At 68.6% G+C, this 14525-nt stretch carries 17 protein-coding genes and 1 tRNA gene; 16 read left to right on the forward strand and 2 right to left on the reverse strand.

Going from position 1 to position 14525, the window contains the following annotated elements; all coding sequences use genetic code 11:
- Nucleotides 1–11 precede the first annotated feature (11 nt).
- The 7 genes from gnd (at nucleotide 12) to ACWEF2_RS28675 (ending at nucleotide 8655) form a co-directional block, all read left to right on the forward strand.
- The gene (gene gnd / locus ACWEF2_RS28645) at nucleotides 12–953 is read left to right on the forward strand and encodes a phosphogluconate dehydrogenase (NAD(+)-dependent, decarboxylating) (protein WP_453819430.1); all 942 of its coding nucleotides are present in this window, start codon (nucleotides 12–14) and stop codon (nucleotides 951–953) included.
- 210 nt (nucleotides 954–1163) lie between these two features.
- Nucleotides 1164–2336 carry a DNA replication/repair protein RecF gene (gene recF / locus ACWEF2_RS28650; RefSeq protein WP_453819431.1) on the forward strand — a complete coding sequence of 391 codons (1173 nt, stop codon included), beginning with the start codon at nucleotides 1164–1166 and terminating at the stop codon, nucleotides 2334–2336.
- Nucleotides 2326–2919, forward strand: a complete 594-nt coding sequence (locus tag ACWEF2_RS28655; RefSeq protein ID WP_453819432.1) for a DUF721 domain-containing protein — start codon at nucleotides 2326–2328, stop codon at nucleotides 2917–2919. The genes recF and ACWEF2_RS28655 overlap by 11 nt, the downstream gene beginning before the upstream one ends.
- A 328-nt stretch (nucleotides 2920–3247) precedes the next feature.
- Nucleotides 3248–5194, forward strand: a complete 1947-nt coding sequence (gyrB, locus tag ACWEF2_RS28660) for a DNA topoisomerase (ATP-hydrolyzing) subunit B (RefSeq protein ID WP_453819433.1) — start codon at nucleotides 3248–3250, stop codon at nucleotides 5192–5194.
- A 42-nt stretch (nucleotides 5195–5236) separates the two neighbouring features.
- A complete protein-coding gene (gyrA, locus tag ACWEF2_RS28665; RefSeq protein ID WP_453819434.1) occupies nucleotides 5237–7723 on the forward strand; it encodes a DNA gyrase subunit A in 2487 nt (828 codons plus the stop codon).
- 189 nt (nucleotides 7724–7912) lie between these two features.
- Nucleotides 7913–8443 carry a DUF3566 domain-containing protein gene (locus tag ACWEF2_RS28670; protein ID WP_453819435.1) on the forward strand — a complete coding sequence of 177 codons (531 nt, stop codon included), beginning with the start codon at nucleotides 7913–7915 and terminating at the stop codon, nucleotides 8441–8443.
- Between the two features lie 135 nt (nucleotides 8444–8578).
- Nucleotides 8579–8655: transfer RNA gene (locus ACWEF2_RS28675), tRNA-Ile, on the forward strand.
- A 77-nt stretch (nucleotides 8656–8732) separates the two neighbouring features.
- On the opposite strand, the gene ACWEF2_RS28680 is transcribed toward ACWEF2_RS28675, so the two are convergent.
- Complete coding sequence (locus ACWEF2_RS28680; protein ID WP_453819436.1) at nucleotides 8733–9962, reverse strand: tyrosine-type recombinase/integrase; 1230 nt, start codon at nucleotides 9960–9962, stop codon at nucleotides 8733–8735.
- A gap of 123 nt (nucleotides 9963–10085) precedes the next feature.
- Between ACWEF2_RS28680 and ACWEF2_RS28685 the strand changes: the two genes are divergently transcribed.
- Nucleotides 10086–10331 carry a hypothetical protein gene (locus tag ACWEF2_RS28685; RefSeq protein WP_453819437.1) on the forward strand — a complete coding sequence of 82 codons (246 nt, stop codon included), beginning with the start codon at nucleotides 10086–10088 and terminating at the stop codon, nucleotides 10329–10331.
- A 166-nt stretch (nucleotides 10332–10497) separates the two neighbouring features.
- Here the strand turns inward: ACWEF2_RS28685 and ACWEF2_RS28690 are convergent, their stop codons facing one another.
- Nucleotides 10498–10905 carry a helix-turn-helix domain-containing protein gene (locus ACWEF2_RS28690; RefSeq protein ID WP_453819438.1) on the reverse strand — a complete coding sequence of 136 codons (408 nt, stop codon included), beginning with the start codon at nucleotides 10903–10905 and terminating at the stop codon, nucleotides 10498–10500.
- A 526-nt stretch (nucleotides 10906–11431) separates the two neighbouring features.
- On the opposite strand from ACWEF2_RS28690, the gene ACWEF2_RS28695 reads away from it, so the two are divergent.
- From ACWEF2_RS28695 to ACWEF2_RS28730, 8 genes are all read left to right on the forward strand, one after another.
- Nucleotides 11432–11668 (forward strand): helix-turn-helix domain-containing protein, encoded by a 237-nt coding sequence (locus tag ACWEF2_RS28695; protein WP_453819439.1) that lies wholly within the window; start codon nucleotides 11432–11434, stop codon nucleotides 11666–11668.
- Nucleotides 11665–12678 carry an AAA family ATPase gene (locus ACWEF2_RS28700; RefSeq protein ID WP_453819440.1) on the forward strand — a complete coding sequence of 338 codons (1014 nt, stop codon included), beginning with the start codon at nucleotides 11665–11667 and terminating at the stop codon, nucleotides 12676–12678. Before ACWEF2_RS28695 ends, ACWEF2_RS28700 begins: the two co-directional genes overlap by 4 nt.
- Complete coding sequence (locus ACWEF2_RS28705; RefSeq protein ID WP_453819441.1) at nucleotides 12675–12827, forward strand: hypothetical protein; 153 nt, start codon at nucleotides 12675–12677, stop codon at nucleotides 12825–12827. Before ACWEF2_RS28700 ends, ACWEF2_RS28705 begins: the two co-directional genes overlap by 4 nt.
- Nucleotides 12817–13098 carry a hypothetical protein gene (locus ACWEF2_RS28710; protein WP_453819442.1) on the forward strand — a complete coding sequence of 94 codons (282 nt, stop codon included), beginning with the start codon at nucleotides 12817–12819 and terminating at the stop codon, nucleotides 13096–13098. Before ACWEF2_RS28705 ends, ACWEF2_RS28710 begins: the two co-directional genes overlap by 11 nt.
- Nucleotides 13095–13505, forward strand: coding sequence for a hypothetical protein (locus ACWEF2_RS28715; protein ID WP_453819443.1), 411 nt, complete (start codon nucleotides 13095–13097; stop codon nucleotides 13503–13505). Before ACWEF2_RS28710 ends, ACWEF2_RS28715 begins: the two co-directional genes overlap by 4 nt.
- Nucleotides 13505–13642, forward strand: a complete 138-nt coding sequence (locus ACWEF2_RS28720; RefSeq protein WP_453819444.1) for a hypothetical protein — start codon at nucleotides 13505–13507, stop codon at nucleotides 13640–13642. Before ACWEF2_RS28715 ends, ACWEF2_RS28720 begins: the two co-directional genes overlap by 1 nt.
- A gap of 48 nt (nucleotides 13643–13690) precedes the next feature.
- The gene (locus tag ACWEF2_RS28725; protein WP_453819445.1) at nucleotides 13691–13930 is read left to right on the forward strand and encodes a hypothetical protein; all 240 of its coding nucleotides are present in this window, start codon (nucleotides 13691–13693) and stop codon (nucleotides 13928–13930) included.
- A 62-nt stretch (nucleotides 13931–13992) separates the two neighbouring features.
- A partial coding sequence (locus ACWEF2_RS28730) for a hypothetical protein (RefSeq protein ID WP_453819446.1) occupies nucleotides 13993–14525 on the forward strand: 533 nt, incomplete at its 3' end.

A 14525-nucleotide genomic window follows, 5' to 3' on the forward strand; every position in this document is an offset into this window, starting at 1 on the left:
GGGGTGCTCGTATGCGGATCGGCATGGTCGGGCTGGGCAAGATGGGCGGCAACATGGCCGAGCGGCTGCGCCGCGGCGGTCACGACGTCGTCGGTTACGACCGCGACCCGGCGGTCAGCGACGTCTCCAGCCTGAAGGAGCTGGTCGACAGGCTTCAGGAGCCCCGCGCGGTGTGGGTCATGGTGCCCGCTGGCGCGCCGACCCAGGCCACGATCGAGGAGCTCGGCACCCTGCTGTCGGCGGGGGACGTCGTGGTCGACGGCGGCAACTCGCACTACCTGGACGACCAGCGGCACGCCGCCGAGCTCGGCGCCAGGGGGATCGGCTTCGTCGACTGCGGGGTGAGCGGCGGCGTCTGGGGTCTGCAGAACGGCTACGCGCTGATGACCGGCGGCACCGAGGCCGACGTCCGGCGGCTGATGCCCGTCTTCGAGACCCTCAAGCCCGAGGAGGACGGCTTCGTCCACGCCGGGGACGTCGGCGCGGGCCACTTCGCCAAGATGGTCCACAACGGCATCGAGTACGGCATGATGCAGGCGTTCGCCGAGGGCTGGGAGCTGCTCCAGGCCTCCGACGTCGTGACCGACGTCCCCGGCGCGTTCCGCAGCTGGCGGCACGGCACGGTCATCCGCTCGTGGCTGCTGGACCTCATGGTCCGCGCGCTGGACGAGGACCCGGCCCTGGCGGAGCTGAGAGGCTACGCCCAGGACTCCGGCGAGGGCCGCTGGACGGTGCAGGCCGCCGTGGACCACGCGGTGCCGCTGCCGGTCATCACCGCCGCGCTGTACGCCAGGTTCGCCTCCCGGCAGGAGGACTCGCCGGCCATGAAGGTCGTCGCCGCCCTGCGCAACCAGTTCGGCGGGCACGCCGTCACCGCGAAGGAGGGCGAGGTGGCCAAGGGCGCCGACGCCCCCGGCGCCGACGTCGTCCCCCCGGTGGAGGCCGACGGGTAGCGTGACGTGTGTCACGGCCCGCGCCCGCCCCTCCGCGGTTTTCCACAGGCTGTGGATTTCGATGGACTGTCATGGACTGTCATGGGTCGCGTGGATCCCCGCGGTTTCCCGGGGTGCGGGCCTCAGGAGCGCGGGGCCTCCGCCGGGCGCGCGGGCCGTACCGAGGCGGCGGGGCTCCGGTGACGGGCGTGGCCGACTAATCTTCCTGGGGTGCATGTCGCCCACCTCTCGCTGACCGACTTCCGGTCCTACGACGCCGTCGAGCTCGGCCTGGAGCCGGGCGTCACGGCGTTCGTCGGGCCGAACGGGCAGGGCAAGACCAACCTGGTCGAGGCGCTGGGCTACGTGGCCACCCAGTCGAGCCACCGGGTGGCCGGCGACGGGCCGCTGGTGCGGCAGGGGGCCGCGCGGGCGATCGTGCGGTGCGCGGTCGTGCGCGACGACCGGCGGGCGCTGATCGAGCTGGAGATCAATCCGGGGAGGGCCAACCGGGCCAGGCTGAACCGCTCACCCGTGTCCAGGCCCCGCGACGCGATCGGCCTGCTGCGCACGGTGCTGTTCGCCCCCGAGGACCTGGCCATGGTCAAGGGCGACCCCTCGGAGCGGCGGCGATACCTCGACGACCTCCTGGTGGCCAGGACGCCCCGCTACGCCGGGGTCCGTGCCGACTACGACCGGGTTCTCCGGCAGCGCGGCGCCCTGCTGCGTACGGCGGCGCAGTCGCGGCGGGGGGGCCGGGGCGGGCGCAGGGCCGAGAGTGACGCGGCGTTCACCGAGGCGGGGGCCGGAGACCCGCTGAGCACACTGGACGTCTGGGACGCCCACCTGGCCAGGCACGGCGCGGAGCTGCTGGCGGCACGGCTGGAGCTGGTGGAGGCGCTGCGGCCACTGGTCGTCTCCTCCTACGCGGCCCTCGCGCCCGGCTCGGCCCCCGCCGCCCTGGAGTACCGGGGCACCGTGCCCGCCGGAGCGGAGATCGACGGGGACGCCCTGGAGGGGCGGCTGCGAGCCGCCCTGCTCGAGGTGCGCGGTTCCGAGCTCGAACGCGGCGTCACGCTCGTCGGGCCGCACCGCGACGACCTGTTCCTGGGCCTCGGAGACCTGCCGGCCCGCGGCTACGCCAGCCACGGCGAGTCGTGGTCGTTCGCGCTGTCGCTCAGGCTCGCCGCCTACGACCTGCTCAGAGCGGACGGCGGTGATCCGGTGCTGATCCTCGACGACGTCTTCGCCGAACTGGACAACCAGCGCCGCCGCCGGCTGGCCGAGATCGTGGCCCCGGCCGAACAGGTGCTGATCACCGCCGCGGTCGCCGACGACGTGCCGGTGGAGCTGGCCGGAGGCCGGTTCGACGTCGGCGAGGGAGGGGTGAGGCGTGTCCGATGAGCGGCGGCCGGTGGCCGCCCCCACGCCGCCCGCCTCGCCGGAGCCGGGATCCGCCGAGCCGACCCCGGCGAAGAGCACCGAGCCGGGGTCGGCGAAGAACGTGGCCGCCAAGGGGGCCGCGATGGCGAGGGAGAAGCTGGCCCAGGCCAAATCGGACGCCGCCAGGCGGGGGCAGTTGCCCCGCAGGGAGCCGCGGCGCAGGCCGTACGGACCGCGCAGGGACTCCGGCGATCCCCAGCTTTTCGGCAGGGCCATCGTCGACCTGCTGGCCGACCGGGGCTGGGAGCAGCCCGTCGCGGTGGGCGGGGTGTTCGGCCGCTGGCACGAGATCGTCGGCCCCGATCTGGCCGCCCACACCAAGCCCGAGACCTTCGCCGACGGGGAGGTTCTGGTGGTCGCCGACTCCACCGCCTGGGCGACCCAGGTCCGGCTGCTGGCAAGGACGCTGGTCAGAAGGTTGAACGAGGAACTCGGGGACGGAACCGTACAGCGGGTGAAGGTGCGGGGACCGCAGAACGGCCCGCGACCCAGCGGGGCCCTGCGCGTCACGGGCAGCCGAGGTCCGGGCGACACCTACGGCTGACACCGTCCACGGCTGATCGATCCATGACTGATCGATCACCCGGAGAACGGATCAGCGGCCTTTCTGGCGCGACGACCCCCTTCCGTGTAGGGGGATGCTTGAGCCGATAGTCGACGCGCGACAGAGGCTTCCAGAGCCCGTCAATGCCACACGACACGTTCTGAGCCGCTAGAATGAAATCGAATTCCGGACACGTCCGCTGCGTGTCACCCCCGGCATCCGCGCCGATCTTCTCTGGGTGAGCGCATCGGGGCATTCACGACGGTGACGGGCACGGCGGGGCCGCAAGGCTCTCCCGCCGCGTGTCCGCGGCAGGAGGATTTCGCACTTGTCCTACGACGCTAGCTCAATCACCGTTCTCGAAGGGCTTGAGGCGGTCCGTAAGCGCCCAGGCATGTACATCGGTTCGACCGGCGAACGCGGTCTCCACCACCTCGTCTACGAGGTTGTGGACAACTCCGTCGACGAGGCGCTGGCCGGCCACGCCGACAGGATCGAGGTGACGCTCCTCGCCGACAACGGGGTGCGGGTCCTCGACAACGGCCGGGGCATTCCCGTCGGCATCGTCGAGGCGGAGGGCCGCCCCGCCGTCGAGGTCGTGCTGACCGTGCTCCACGCGGGCGGCAAGTTCGACAGCAAGTCCTACGCCGTCTCCGGCGGTCTGCACGGTGTGGGCGTCTCCGTGGTCAACGCCCTGTCGAGCAGGCTGGAGGTGGGGATCCGCACCGACGGCCACCACTGGCGGCAGAGCTACGCGGCCTCCAAGCCCGTCCACCCCCTGGTCAAGGGCGACCCGACGGACGAGACCGGCACCTCGATCACCTTCTGGGCCGACGAGACCATCTTCGAGACCACCACGTGGAACTTCGAGACGCTCTCGCGCCGCTTCCAGGAGATGGCCTTCCTGAACAAGGGCCTCACCATCTCGCTGCGGGACGAGCGGCCTGCCCACATCGTCAACGGCGAGCCGACCGAGGTGGTCTACCACTACGAGGGCGGTCTGTCCGACTTCGTGAAGCACCTGAACTCCAAGAAGGAGCCCGCGCACCTCTCGGTGATCGACTTCGAGGAGCACGGTGAGGGGATCTCGGTCGAGATCGCCATGCAGTGGAACAACTCCTACAGCGAGTCGGTCTACACCTTCGCCAACACCATCAACACGGCCGAGGGCGGCACCCACGAGGAGGGCTTCCGCGCCGCGCTGACGTCGATCGTCAACCGCTACGCGCGCGAGCAGAAGTTCCTTAAAGAGGGCAAGGACGACAACCTGACCGGTGAGGACATCCGCGAGGGTCTCACCGCGATCATCTCGGTGAAGCTGACCGACCCGCAGTTCGAAGGTCAGACCAAGACCAAGCTGGGCAACACCGAGGCCAAGTCGTTCGTCCAGAAGGCGTGCAACGACCACCTGCGTGACTGGTTCGAGCGCAACCCCGGCGAGGCCAAGGACGTCATCAACAAGTCCCTGCAGGCGTCGCGCGCCCGTCTGGCGGCCCGTCAGGCCCGCGACCTCACCCGCCGCAAGTCGCTGCTGGAGTCCGGTTCCGGGCTGCCGGGCAAGCTCGCCGACTGCCAGTGGAGCGATCCGGAGAAGTGTGAGCTCTTCATCGTCGAGGGTGACTCGGCGGGCGGCTCGGCCAAGGGCGGGCGCGACTCCAAGTTCCAGGCCATCCTGCCCATCCGCGGCAAGATCCTGAACGTGGAGAAGGCCCGCATCGACAAGGTGCTGAAGAACGCCGAGGTCCAGGCGCTGATCACCGCCATGGGCACCGGCGTGCACGACGAGTTCGACATCGCCAAGCTCCGCTACCACAAGCTCATCCTGATGGCGGACGCCGACGTCGACGGCCAGCACATCAACACGCTGCTGCTGACACTGCTCTTCCGTTTCATGCGCCCGCTGATCGAGGCCGGGCACGTCTACCTCTCCCAGCCGCCGCTCTACAAGATCAAGTGGGACCGCCGGGGCGAGGACGCCTCCTACGCCTACTCCGACCGCGAGCGTGACGCGATCATCGAGGACGGCATCGCCAGGGGCAAGCGCGACCCGCGCGCGCACGACGGCATCCAACGGTTCAAGGGTCTGGGCGAGATGAACGCGGCCCAGCTCTGGGACACCACGATGAACCCGGAGACCCGCGTCCTGCTCCAGGTCACCCTCGACGACGCCGCCCAGGCCGACGAGCTGTTCAGCGTTCTCATGGGTGAGGACGTCGAGGCTCGCCGCTCCTTCATCATCAGGAACGCACGAGACGTCCGTTTCCTCGATGTGTAGCGGTAGCCGTACAGCCTTCTCTCTGCAAAGGATTCATCACCCGTGACGGATGTGAACACTCCGCCCGTAGAGCGCATCGAACCGGTCGACATCCAGTCGGAGATGCAGCGCAGCTACATGGACTACGCGATGTCCGTCATCGTGTCCCGTGCACTGCCCGACGTTCGCGACGGCCTCAAGCCGGTGCACCGCCGCGTGCTCTACGCCATGTACGACGGTGGCTACCGCCCCGACCGCGGCTACTTCAAGTGCTCCCGCGTCGTCGGCGACGTCATGGGGTCCTACCACCCGCACGGTGACTCCTCCATCTACGGCACCGTGGTGCGGCTGGCCCAGCCCTGGGCGCTGCGCTACACCCTGGTCGACGGCCAGGGCAACTTCGGATCGCCGGGCAACGACATGCCGGCCGCCATGCGATACACCGAGTGCAAGCTCGCGCCGATCGCCATGGAGATGATCCGTGACATCGACAAGGACACCGTCGACTTCCAGCCCAACTACGACGGGCGCTCCCAGGAGCCGCTGGTCCTGCCGTCCCGCTTCCCGAACCTCCTGGTCAACGGGTCCGCCGGTATCGCGGTCGGCATGGCCACGAACATCCCGCAGCACAACCTGCGCGAGGTGTCCGACGGCATCAGGTGGGCACTGCAGAACCCCGAGGCGACCGACGAGGAACTCCTCGAAGCGCTGATCGCCCGGATCAAGGGCCCCGACTTCCCGACCGGCGCGCTGATCGTCGGCCGCCGCGGCATCGACGACGCCTACCGGACCGGCCGCGGCTCGATCACCATGCGGGCGATCGTGGAGGTGGAGGAGGACGCCAAGGGCCGTCAGTGCCTCGTCGTCACCGAGCTGCCCTACCAGGTCAACCCGGACAACCTCGCGCTGTCCATCGCCGAGGCGGTGAAGGACGGCCGGATCAGCGGCATCGCCGACGTCCGCGACGAGAGCTCCTCCCGGGTCGGTCAGCGCCTGGTCATCGTGCTCAAGCGCGACGCGGTCGCCAAGGTCGTGCTGAACAACCTCTACAAGCACACCCAGCTGCAGACCACCTTCGGCGCCAACATGCTGGCGCTCGTCGACGGCGTGCCACGGACCCTGCGGCTGGACCAGTTCGTCCGCCACTACGTGAACCACCAGATCGAGGTCGTGGTCCGCCGGACCCGCTACCTGCTGCGCAAGGCGGAGGAGCGGGCCCACATCCTGCGCGCGCTGCTCAAGGCGCTCGACCGGATGGACGAGGTCATCGCCCTGATCCGGCGCTCGCCGTCGGCGGCCGCCGCCCAGGGCGGCCTGATGACGCTCCTGGAGATCGACGAGATCCAGGCGCAGGCCATCCTCGACATGCAGCTGCGCAAGCTGGCCGCCCTGGAACGGCAGCAGATCACCGACGAGTACGACTCGCTGATGGCGCATATCATCGAGTACCAGGCGATCCTGGCCTCGCCCGAGCGGCAGCGGACGATCGTCTTCGACGAGCTCTCGGAGGTCACCGCCAAGTACGGCGACGAGCGCCGGACGGAGATCATCGCCTACGAGGGCGACATGTCCATCGAGGACCTCCTCGCCGAGGAGGACATGGTCGTCACGATCACCCGCGGCGGCTACGCCAAGCGCACCAACACCGACCTCTACCGGGCGCAGAAGCGCGGCGGCAAGGGTGTGCGCGGCGCGCAGCTCCGCCAGGACGACATCGTCGACCACTTCTTCGTCACGACGACCCACCACTGGCTGCTGTTCTTCACCAACAAGGGCCGGGTCTACCGGGTCAAGGCGTACGAGCTGCCCGACTCTGGCCGGGACGCCCGCGGACAGCACCTGGCGAACCTGCTGGCCATGCAGCCGGACGAGATCGTCATGGAGGTGCTGGACCTGCGTGACTACGAGGTCGCGCCGTACCTCGTGCTGGCCACCCGCAGCGGCCTGGTCAAGAAGACACGCCTGTCGGAATACGACTCGCCGCGTTCGGGCGGTCTCATCGCCATCAACCTGAGGGAAGATGACGAGGTGATCGCTGCCAGGCTGGTGTCGGAGGACGACGACCTGCTGCTGGTCTCCCGCGGTGCCCAGTCCATCCGCTTCACGGCCTCCGACGAGGCCCTGCGCCCGATGGGCCGCGCGACCAGCGGGGTGATCGGCATGCGGTTCCTCGAAGGCGACGAGCTGCTGGCGATGAACCGGGTCGCGGACGGCGAGGATGTGTTGATCGCGACCGAGGGTGGGTATGCCAAGCGCACACCTGCCGAGCAGTATCCGGTGCAGGGAAGAGGCGGTAGGGGTGTCCTGACGGCGAAGATCGTCAGCGCTCGTGGCAAGCTGGTTGGGGCTGTCATGGTCAGTCCGGAGGACGAGGTCTTCGCGATCACGTCCGCCGGCGGGGTTATCCGGACCAGCGCAGGGGAGATCAAGCAGTCTGGTCGCCAGACCATGGGGGTGCGTCTGATGAATCTCGCGGAGGGGGACAGCGTGGTGGCTCTCGCCCGTAACGCCGAGGCGTTGGAGACTGAGGAAAACGGGGAAGGGGAGTAGCCCGTGAGCGCTCAGGCCAGACCAGGTCCACGTCCGGCTTCCTCTTCGACACGCGATCAGGTGACGGAGAAGATGGACAAGGCCGCTGGAACAGATCCCATCGAGGCGGTCGACTCGCCGGCAGACGGTAGCAAGCCCACGCCGGAGACCGATAAGTCGGTAACCGACGATTTCAAGGGCAGGCAACGCGTGACGGCTATCGAGGACGGCAAGATCAGCGATCCCACGGCGCCGCGGATTCGTCCGACGGCCGCGGAGCCGCCGAACGCCCCCTGGGCACCCGGCGGACTGTCGTCCCCCGCTCCGGACGCCAGGAAGGCCCCCGACACCTCTCCGAGGGCACCCCGCAAAGCCCATCTGGTGCTGCGCAGGGTGGAGCCGTGGTCGGCCATGAAGTTCAGCTTCGTGGTGTCCCTGGTCTGCTTCGTGGTGCTGTTCGTCGCGGTAGCGGTGCTCTACATGGTGCTGTCCGGGCTGGGCGTCTTCGACAACATCATCCAGACGGTGAACCAGTTCACCGTCTCGGACGGCAAGCCGTCCACCAGCGGCTTCGACATCGGCTCCTGGTTCGAGCCGGTCCGCATCCTCGGCTACACCGCCCTGATCGGCGCCGTGAACGTGGTGCTGATCACGGCCCTGTCCACCCTGGGCGCGGTGATCTACAACATCGCCTCCGACCTGGTCGGAGGGGTGGAGGTCACCTTCAGCGAGGCCGAATAGGCATCCGCCATGTCCCCGGTCCCCCACCCGGGGACATGGCACAAGCCGGTGTCGGAACAGGGTAGGCTTTTCCCTGTTGGACAGGACGGGTTCGCCTCCGCCAGACGGATGCGATACCGTTCTTTCGTGTAACAAGGGGCTATAGCTCAGACGGTTAGAGCGCTTCCCTGATAAGGAAGAGGTCCCAGGTTCAAGTCCTGGTAGCCCCACCAGCAGCTCAAAGGCCCTTTCTCGGTGATCGAGAGAAGGGCCTTTTTCATGATCGTGCGTCACTGATGCGTCAAGATCACTAACTGTCGGCGCTGGCCACCCGCCGTGACCATGACTCCCGTATCTTCGCGTGAGCATCCGGCTGGAGATGCGCGTACCGCTGCGTGGTCTGGAAACTTTCGTGACCGAGTAACGCCTGCACGTCATACAGCGGGACGCCATCCTGCACCAGCCAACTGGCCGCCGTGTGCCGCATCACCCGCGGCGGGAACCGGCGGATCCTGTGCGCCGGATCATCGCAGAATTCGCCACACTTCCCGGTGATCACCAGGTCCCCCTCGGTGGCCTCCTCCGCCGACCGGTGCATGCACAGCCGAGCGGCCTCGACTGCCGGATACCAGATCTGGCTACGCACGTAGCCGTCGCTCACTGGACCACCATCCGGAACAGTGAACACCAGACTGTCGCGTGGTCGGCTGACCATGAGGCGGCTCATGCGCTCCAGCGTCGCCTCCGGGATCGGCGTAGTGCGGTGACTCTTCATGCTCTTCGGATACTCGCGCAAGCCCTGGCGGGTCATCACCTCAACTACGGACAGGGATCCGCGAATCCATGCCACACGGTGCCCGTGCAGGCCATAGATTTCCCCGGGACGCAGGCCGACATCCATACCGAGCTCGGCGAGCGTCCGCCACGCCGGACTGTGCAACCGCTCCAGCGCCTCGTACAGGGCACGGGCCTCGTCATGCTCGTACCACTCGGTCTCGGCAGCGTCGAGACGGGGGAGTTCCAGCTCGGCGAAGGGGTTGGCGACCACGAGCGGCGGGTGCTCCCGCATGGCCGACCGGTACATCCCGCTCATGACATGCACCACAGCGTGGATGGTCGCAGGCGAGATAAACGGGATCTCGTCCGGATCGTCGAAGGTGTCGGCGGGTCGGCCCTTATGCCGGGCCTTTCTGGTCTCCTGCAGATCGCTGACCCAGGCCTGAGCGTCCACCCGTTGAATCGCCTGCATCGGCCAGTCACCCCACCGCGGGTCACAGTGGGTCCGCCACAGGCTCTCGCCCTTCGCCCTGGTCGGAGCCTCGATGACGCGGCCGGCGAACCATCTCTCCCGCCAGGCGCGCACCTTGATCTGGCCGGTACGGGGGTCGCGGGTGTCACCCTGGTCGAACTTTGCCTCCTGGGCCTTTGCCCACTTCTCAACAACGGATTTCAGCTTGTTGCTCTTTGTGGTGCGCTGCCCGTTGGGCATGCGCACCGTGGCCTGGTAGAGGCCGCTGGGGAGACGGCGGATGTAGGGCACGGAGTCCTCCGTGTGATGAGGGATGGGTGCTCAGTGGGGACTGAGGTAGTGGCCCACGCTGGTCCCAAGGGAACCGAGGGCAGCAGCTAGATCATCACTCATCAGTGTGGCTCGGATCTCGACGTGTGCGATATCGCCGTCTATTTCGGCTGCGAGGAGCCGACCGCCGGCTACCCGCCGGACTCGGTGTATCTGACAGCCGAGGGACGGCTGCTGGAGGCGGGATTTCTGCTGATGGTAGGGCGATATGAGGTCGTCGCTGAGGCTGCTGAGCTCGGCGATCAGGGCGGTGCCGCGCTGGCATTCACGCGCATCGACTCGGGCGATGATGCGGCCCGGTCTGTAGGTGATGGTGGCCGGCGCCTCTAGGTCATCGAAGAATGCGGAATCATCTAATCGCCTATATTGGACCGTTCCGGACATAACACATCATCACCGACTCGCGTCACAGTGTGTTCAGATCAGGCGAGTCTCTACCATCACACCGGGATATTCGTAATAGAACAGGCAACAAAACGGCTTTATGTCGAAGTAGCTAGTCGCCGGCTTCTTCGACCAGCAGTTCTACCATCCGACGGATACGGAGCCTGGTGGCCTCACTGATCGGCCCCTTCACCGGAATCATGATCACGTCATCGCCTGCATACGCCTCCTCCACTTTGTAATCCAGCCACTGAGCGGCGGCCAACCGCTTCAGGTCTTCCACATCGACCCCGATGCCTGCAGCCAGCGCCCGCAGCCTCCACGGCTCAGGCAGAGGGCCGCGGGCAGTCATCAACTGATCTAGCCACTGGTTGTAGATCGACCGCGTCGGGTCCTGCGGATCCACGCACATCTGGGCGAATGCGTTCTTGCTCAGCCCGCTGCGCTCGTAGGCCGCCCGGACGTAGTCGCTCAGCGGCGTCCGAGAATCCCTGCCCTGGTCGTCCTGTTGCGGCGGCATGTGTAGTCGCCTCTCGTGTCGCCCTCGCCTCACCATCACCGAGATCCTCTGCCTCGTAGGGGATCCGGAAATGCACTGCTGCCTGCGTCGCTCAGAGCAGACAACAATATGGGCCATCAAACCACTCCTCTCTGGTGACAGTCAGATCCCCCTCGCGAATCGCTAGACAACGGATCGACGCGCAAGCTACCTTAATGATGCATCATCAGAAACAACAGTGAGCGACAGTCTCCGACTGTCCACAACACAGAGAGGCGCACATGCCGACTCCGCGCGGACGAGTGATCCGTAGCGCCCTGCTGCTACAGCGACTCATAGGAGAGCGCGGACACAGCTGCAACACGCTGGCCGCAGAGATTGGGCGGTCTCGCCAGCTCGTCGCCCACTTGGCCTACGGCCGCCGCACCAGCTGCAACGCGGAAACCGCCCACCGGCTGTCAGTGGCGCTGGGCGTCACTGTCGACGCCCTGTTTTTGCCCCGAATTTCTGATGGATCATCAGAAACAAGAAGAAGAAGGAGGACGGGATGACCGAGACGCTGCTCCTGACCATTCCCCAGGCCGCGAAGCAGCTCGGAGTCCACCGGACGACGGTCTACGACTACATCGCCGACGGCGACATCGAAGTGATCGACATCGCCCGGACCGGCAGCAGGCAGACCCGGCTGCGGGTGCCGCTCGACGCGCTCCGCGCCTACATCGCCAGCCGTCCCAGCGTCGTTCAGCCCACCCCCAATCAGCCCACCCCCAAGGAGAACAGGTGACCATCCGTACCCGCCGGCCCACCGGCCGCGTCCCCTGGCCCCTCATCCTCATCGAAGGCGGGGAAAAGAGCGGCAAGTCCTGGGCAGCCGCCCAGCTCTCCGCCTCCGAGAAGGTCGGCCAGACCTACTGGATCGACCTCGGAGAGGGAGCCGCCGACGAGTACGGTGCGATCCCCGGCGCCCGCTACCTCGTCGTCGAGCACGACGGCACCTGGGCGTCGATCCTCGGCCAGGTCCGCGCGATCCACGAGGAGGCCGCCCGCGCCGCCCAGGCCGGGGAGCCCCCCGTGGTGCTGGTCATCGACTCGATGACCGCCGAGTGGGATCTCCTCAAGGACTGGGTGACCAACCGGGCCGCGGAATCCCCCTCCAACCAGAAGCGCCTCGCCGCCGACCCGGGTGCCGAGATCAAGGCCCCCATGAACCTGTGGAACGACGCCAACTCCAGGCATCGCAGGCTCATGACGATTCTCATGACCTTCCCGGGCATCGTCGTCATGACCGCCCGCGGCAAGGAGGTCGCCGCCCTCGACGCGAGCGGATCTCCCATCGCGGGTAAGCGGGACTACAAGGTCGAGGGTCACAAGAGCCTGGCCTACGACTCCTCCGTCTGGGTGCGTCTGTCCCGTGAAGAGCCGCCCGTCGTGGTGGGTGCTCGCTCGGTTCACACGGGCGTACGGCCGGGCGTCGATGCCCCCCAGGCCCTGCCGGAGGACTGGAGCCTGGAGGGGCTGATCTTCGACGCCCTGCGCTGCGACCCGCAGGGCACCCGCGCCCGGGCGATGACCGCCATGCAGGCCGGGGCCGAGAACCCGGACCTGGACGCCGCGTCCCCGGAGGCCGCACGGTTGCTCGGCGAAGCCGAGGACGCTGCGACCGTGGCGGAGCTGACGACCTGCTGGCAGGCGGTCGGGACGGCGCTGAAGGCCGAGCGGATCAGTCAGGCCGAGGCCGACCACATCGCCCGCCGGATCAAGGCGCTGGGCGCGGAGATGCAGGCCGCAGCATGACCGGCGTCGGCCCCCCGGGCCGGGGCTGTGCCCTCGCACGCTGCCCGCGCCGCGCCACCACCACCATCCGCGCCTGCGGCGTCGTCCACCTGTGCGAGCCCTGCCGGGAGCTCGTGGAAGGGCTCGCCGGGGTGCCCGATGCCTCGTGACCTGCGCGCCGCCGCCCTGCACTACCTGCGCTCCGGCGCGGTGACGATCGTCACCGCCTCCACACCGCCCGACGGCCCCAAAGCGCCGCTGTACGTCGAGGCGCTCGTCGAGGGCTACACCTCCACCCACCGCATCCGGCTGGCGACCGGCGAGTGGTCGTGCTCATGCCGCTACGAGGGCTGCGCGCACCTGGCCGCCGTCCAGCTCATCACCGGGGCCGGCACCGGCGCCCGGCCCCTGACCACCACCGCCCCGAGGAGGGCCCTGTGATCACCGAAGACGAGACCGGCCGGGATGTCGACCCGCGCGACGACGACCGCGAGCCGGAGCCGCCGGAGCCCGAGGAGGAGCAGCCGCTCGACCTCGACGAGCTGGCCGCCACCCTCGCCGACGCGCAGCACGACCCCTACGTGCCCGCCGCCACGGCCGAGGTGCTCGACGCGGTCCCGCGCCTGCTGGCCAGGCTGCGCGCGGCCGAGGCGGAGCTGGCCGACTGGCGCGGGCGGTCCCACCGCTACGAGTACGCGGTGACCTACCGCGAGGAGGAGCCCTCCTCGGTGGTGCAGGTCACCCGCGCCCACGCCGAGCGGGCCTGGTCCGACGGCATCGGCCACACGCCGTGGGTGCGCACGATCAGCACCTCGGACTGGGCCGAGCTGACCGAGCCCCCGTTCTGATGTCGCACCGCAGAGACACCGGGCGCCGCGATCCCGGCCGGCACCGCCAGGACGGCCACGGCCTCACCACCACGCTGATCGCTCTGGCCCTGGTCGTGGCCATCGCCCTGGTGCTCGCCCTCTACCTCGCCATCTGAGCAGCCCCGCCGGCGGCTATCCGGCGGGGCCACCCCAAGGAGGATCCCATGCAGTCGAACCCGACCGAGCCCGAGCGGGCTGAGTTCCTCGGTGTCCACTTCCACTCCGACAAAGCGCCCACCTCCGAGATGCGGACGCACGGCCACAACCTGGTGTTCGACACCCCGGACGAGGCCCAGCAGTTCGCCGCCACCGCGCAGGTGATGGCCGCTCAGCACCACATCGCGTGGGAGCGCAATGGGCTGCTGCCGCCCTCGGCGCCGAGCCCGTCGGCGTACCCGCTGTGACCCGCGCCCTGGTGCCCCTGCTTGCGGGCCGCACCGCCGCCCCTCACCACCCCGGAGACCCGATGACCACGAACCTCGCCTGCTGGACCCTCACCTACCCCTGCGGCACGTCCGTGGGCGGCTGGGGCGGCATCCCCCATTTCAGTACCGAGGCCCTCGCCCAGGAGGAGGCGGCCACCCACTGCGGGCCCCTCGGGGCGCCGGAGGTGTCGCGCCTCGACCGGCCGTGCATCACGGTCGCGTGCAGCTGCGGCTACGCGTTCGACGCGGACGAAGAGGGGGAGGTGCACTTCGCGAGCCGGGCCGAGGCCGCGGGCTACCTGCCTCAGTACGGGTGGACGCAGACCGGTGACGGGTGGCGGTGCGAGACCTGCACGGCCGACACCCGCCGCGTCCGAGTCGTCGGTGATCTGTTCCACGGCCGGGTGCCGGCGGGAGCGGTCTACGTCGGCCGAGCCGCCCCGGGCCTCAAGGCGAGCCCCTACGCCAACCCGCACTGCGTCGGCGGCACGGGGTGCCGCAGGTGCCCGGGCCGGGTCCACGACCTCAACGAGGCGAGCTGGCTCTACGGCCTGCACCTCGACCACAACCCCGA

It is taken from the genome of Streptosporangium sp. NPDC004631, from assembly GCF_053601935.1.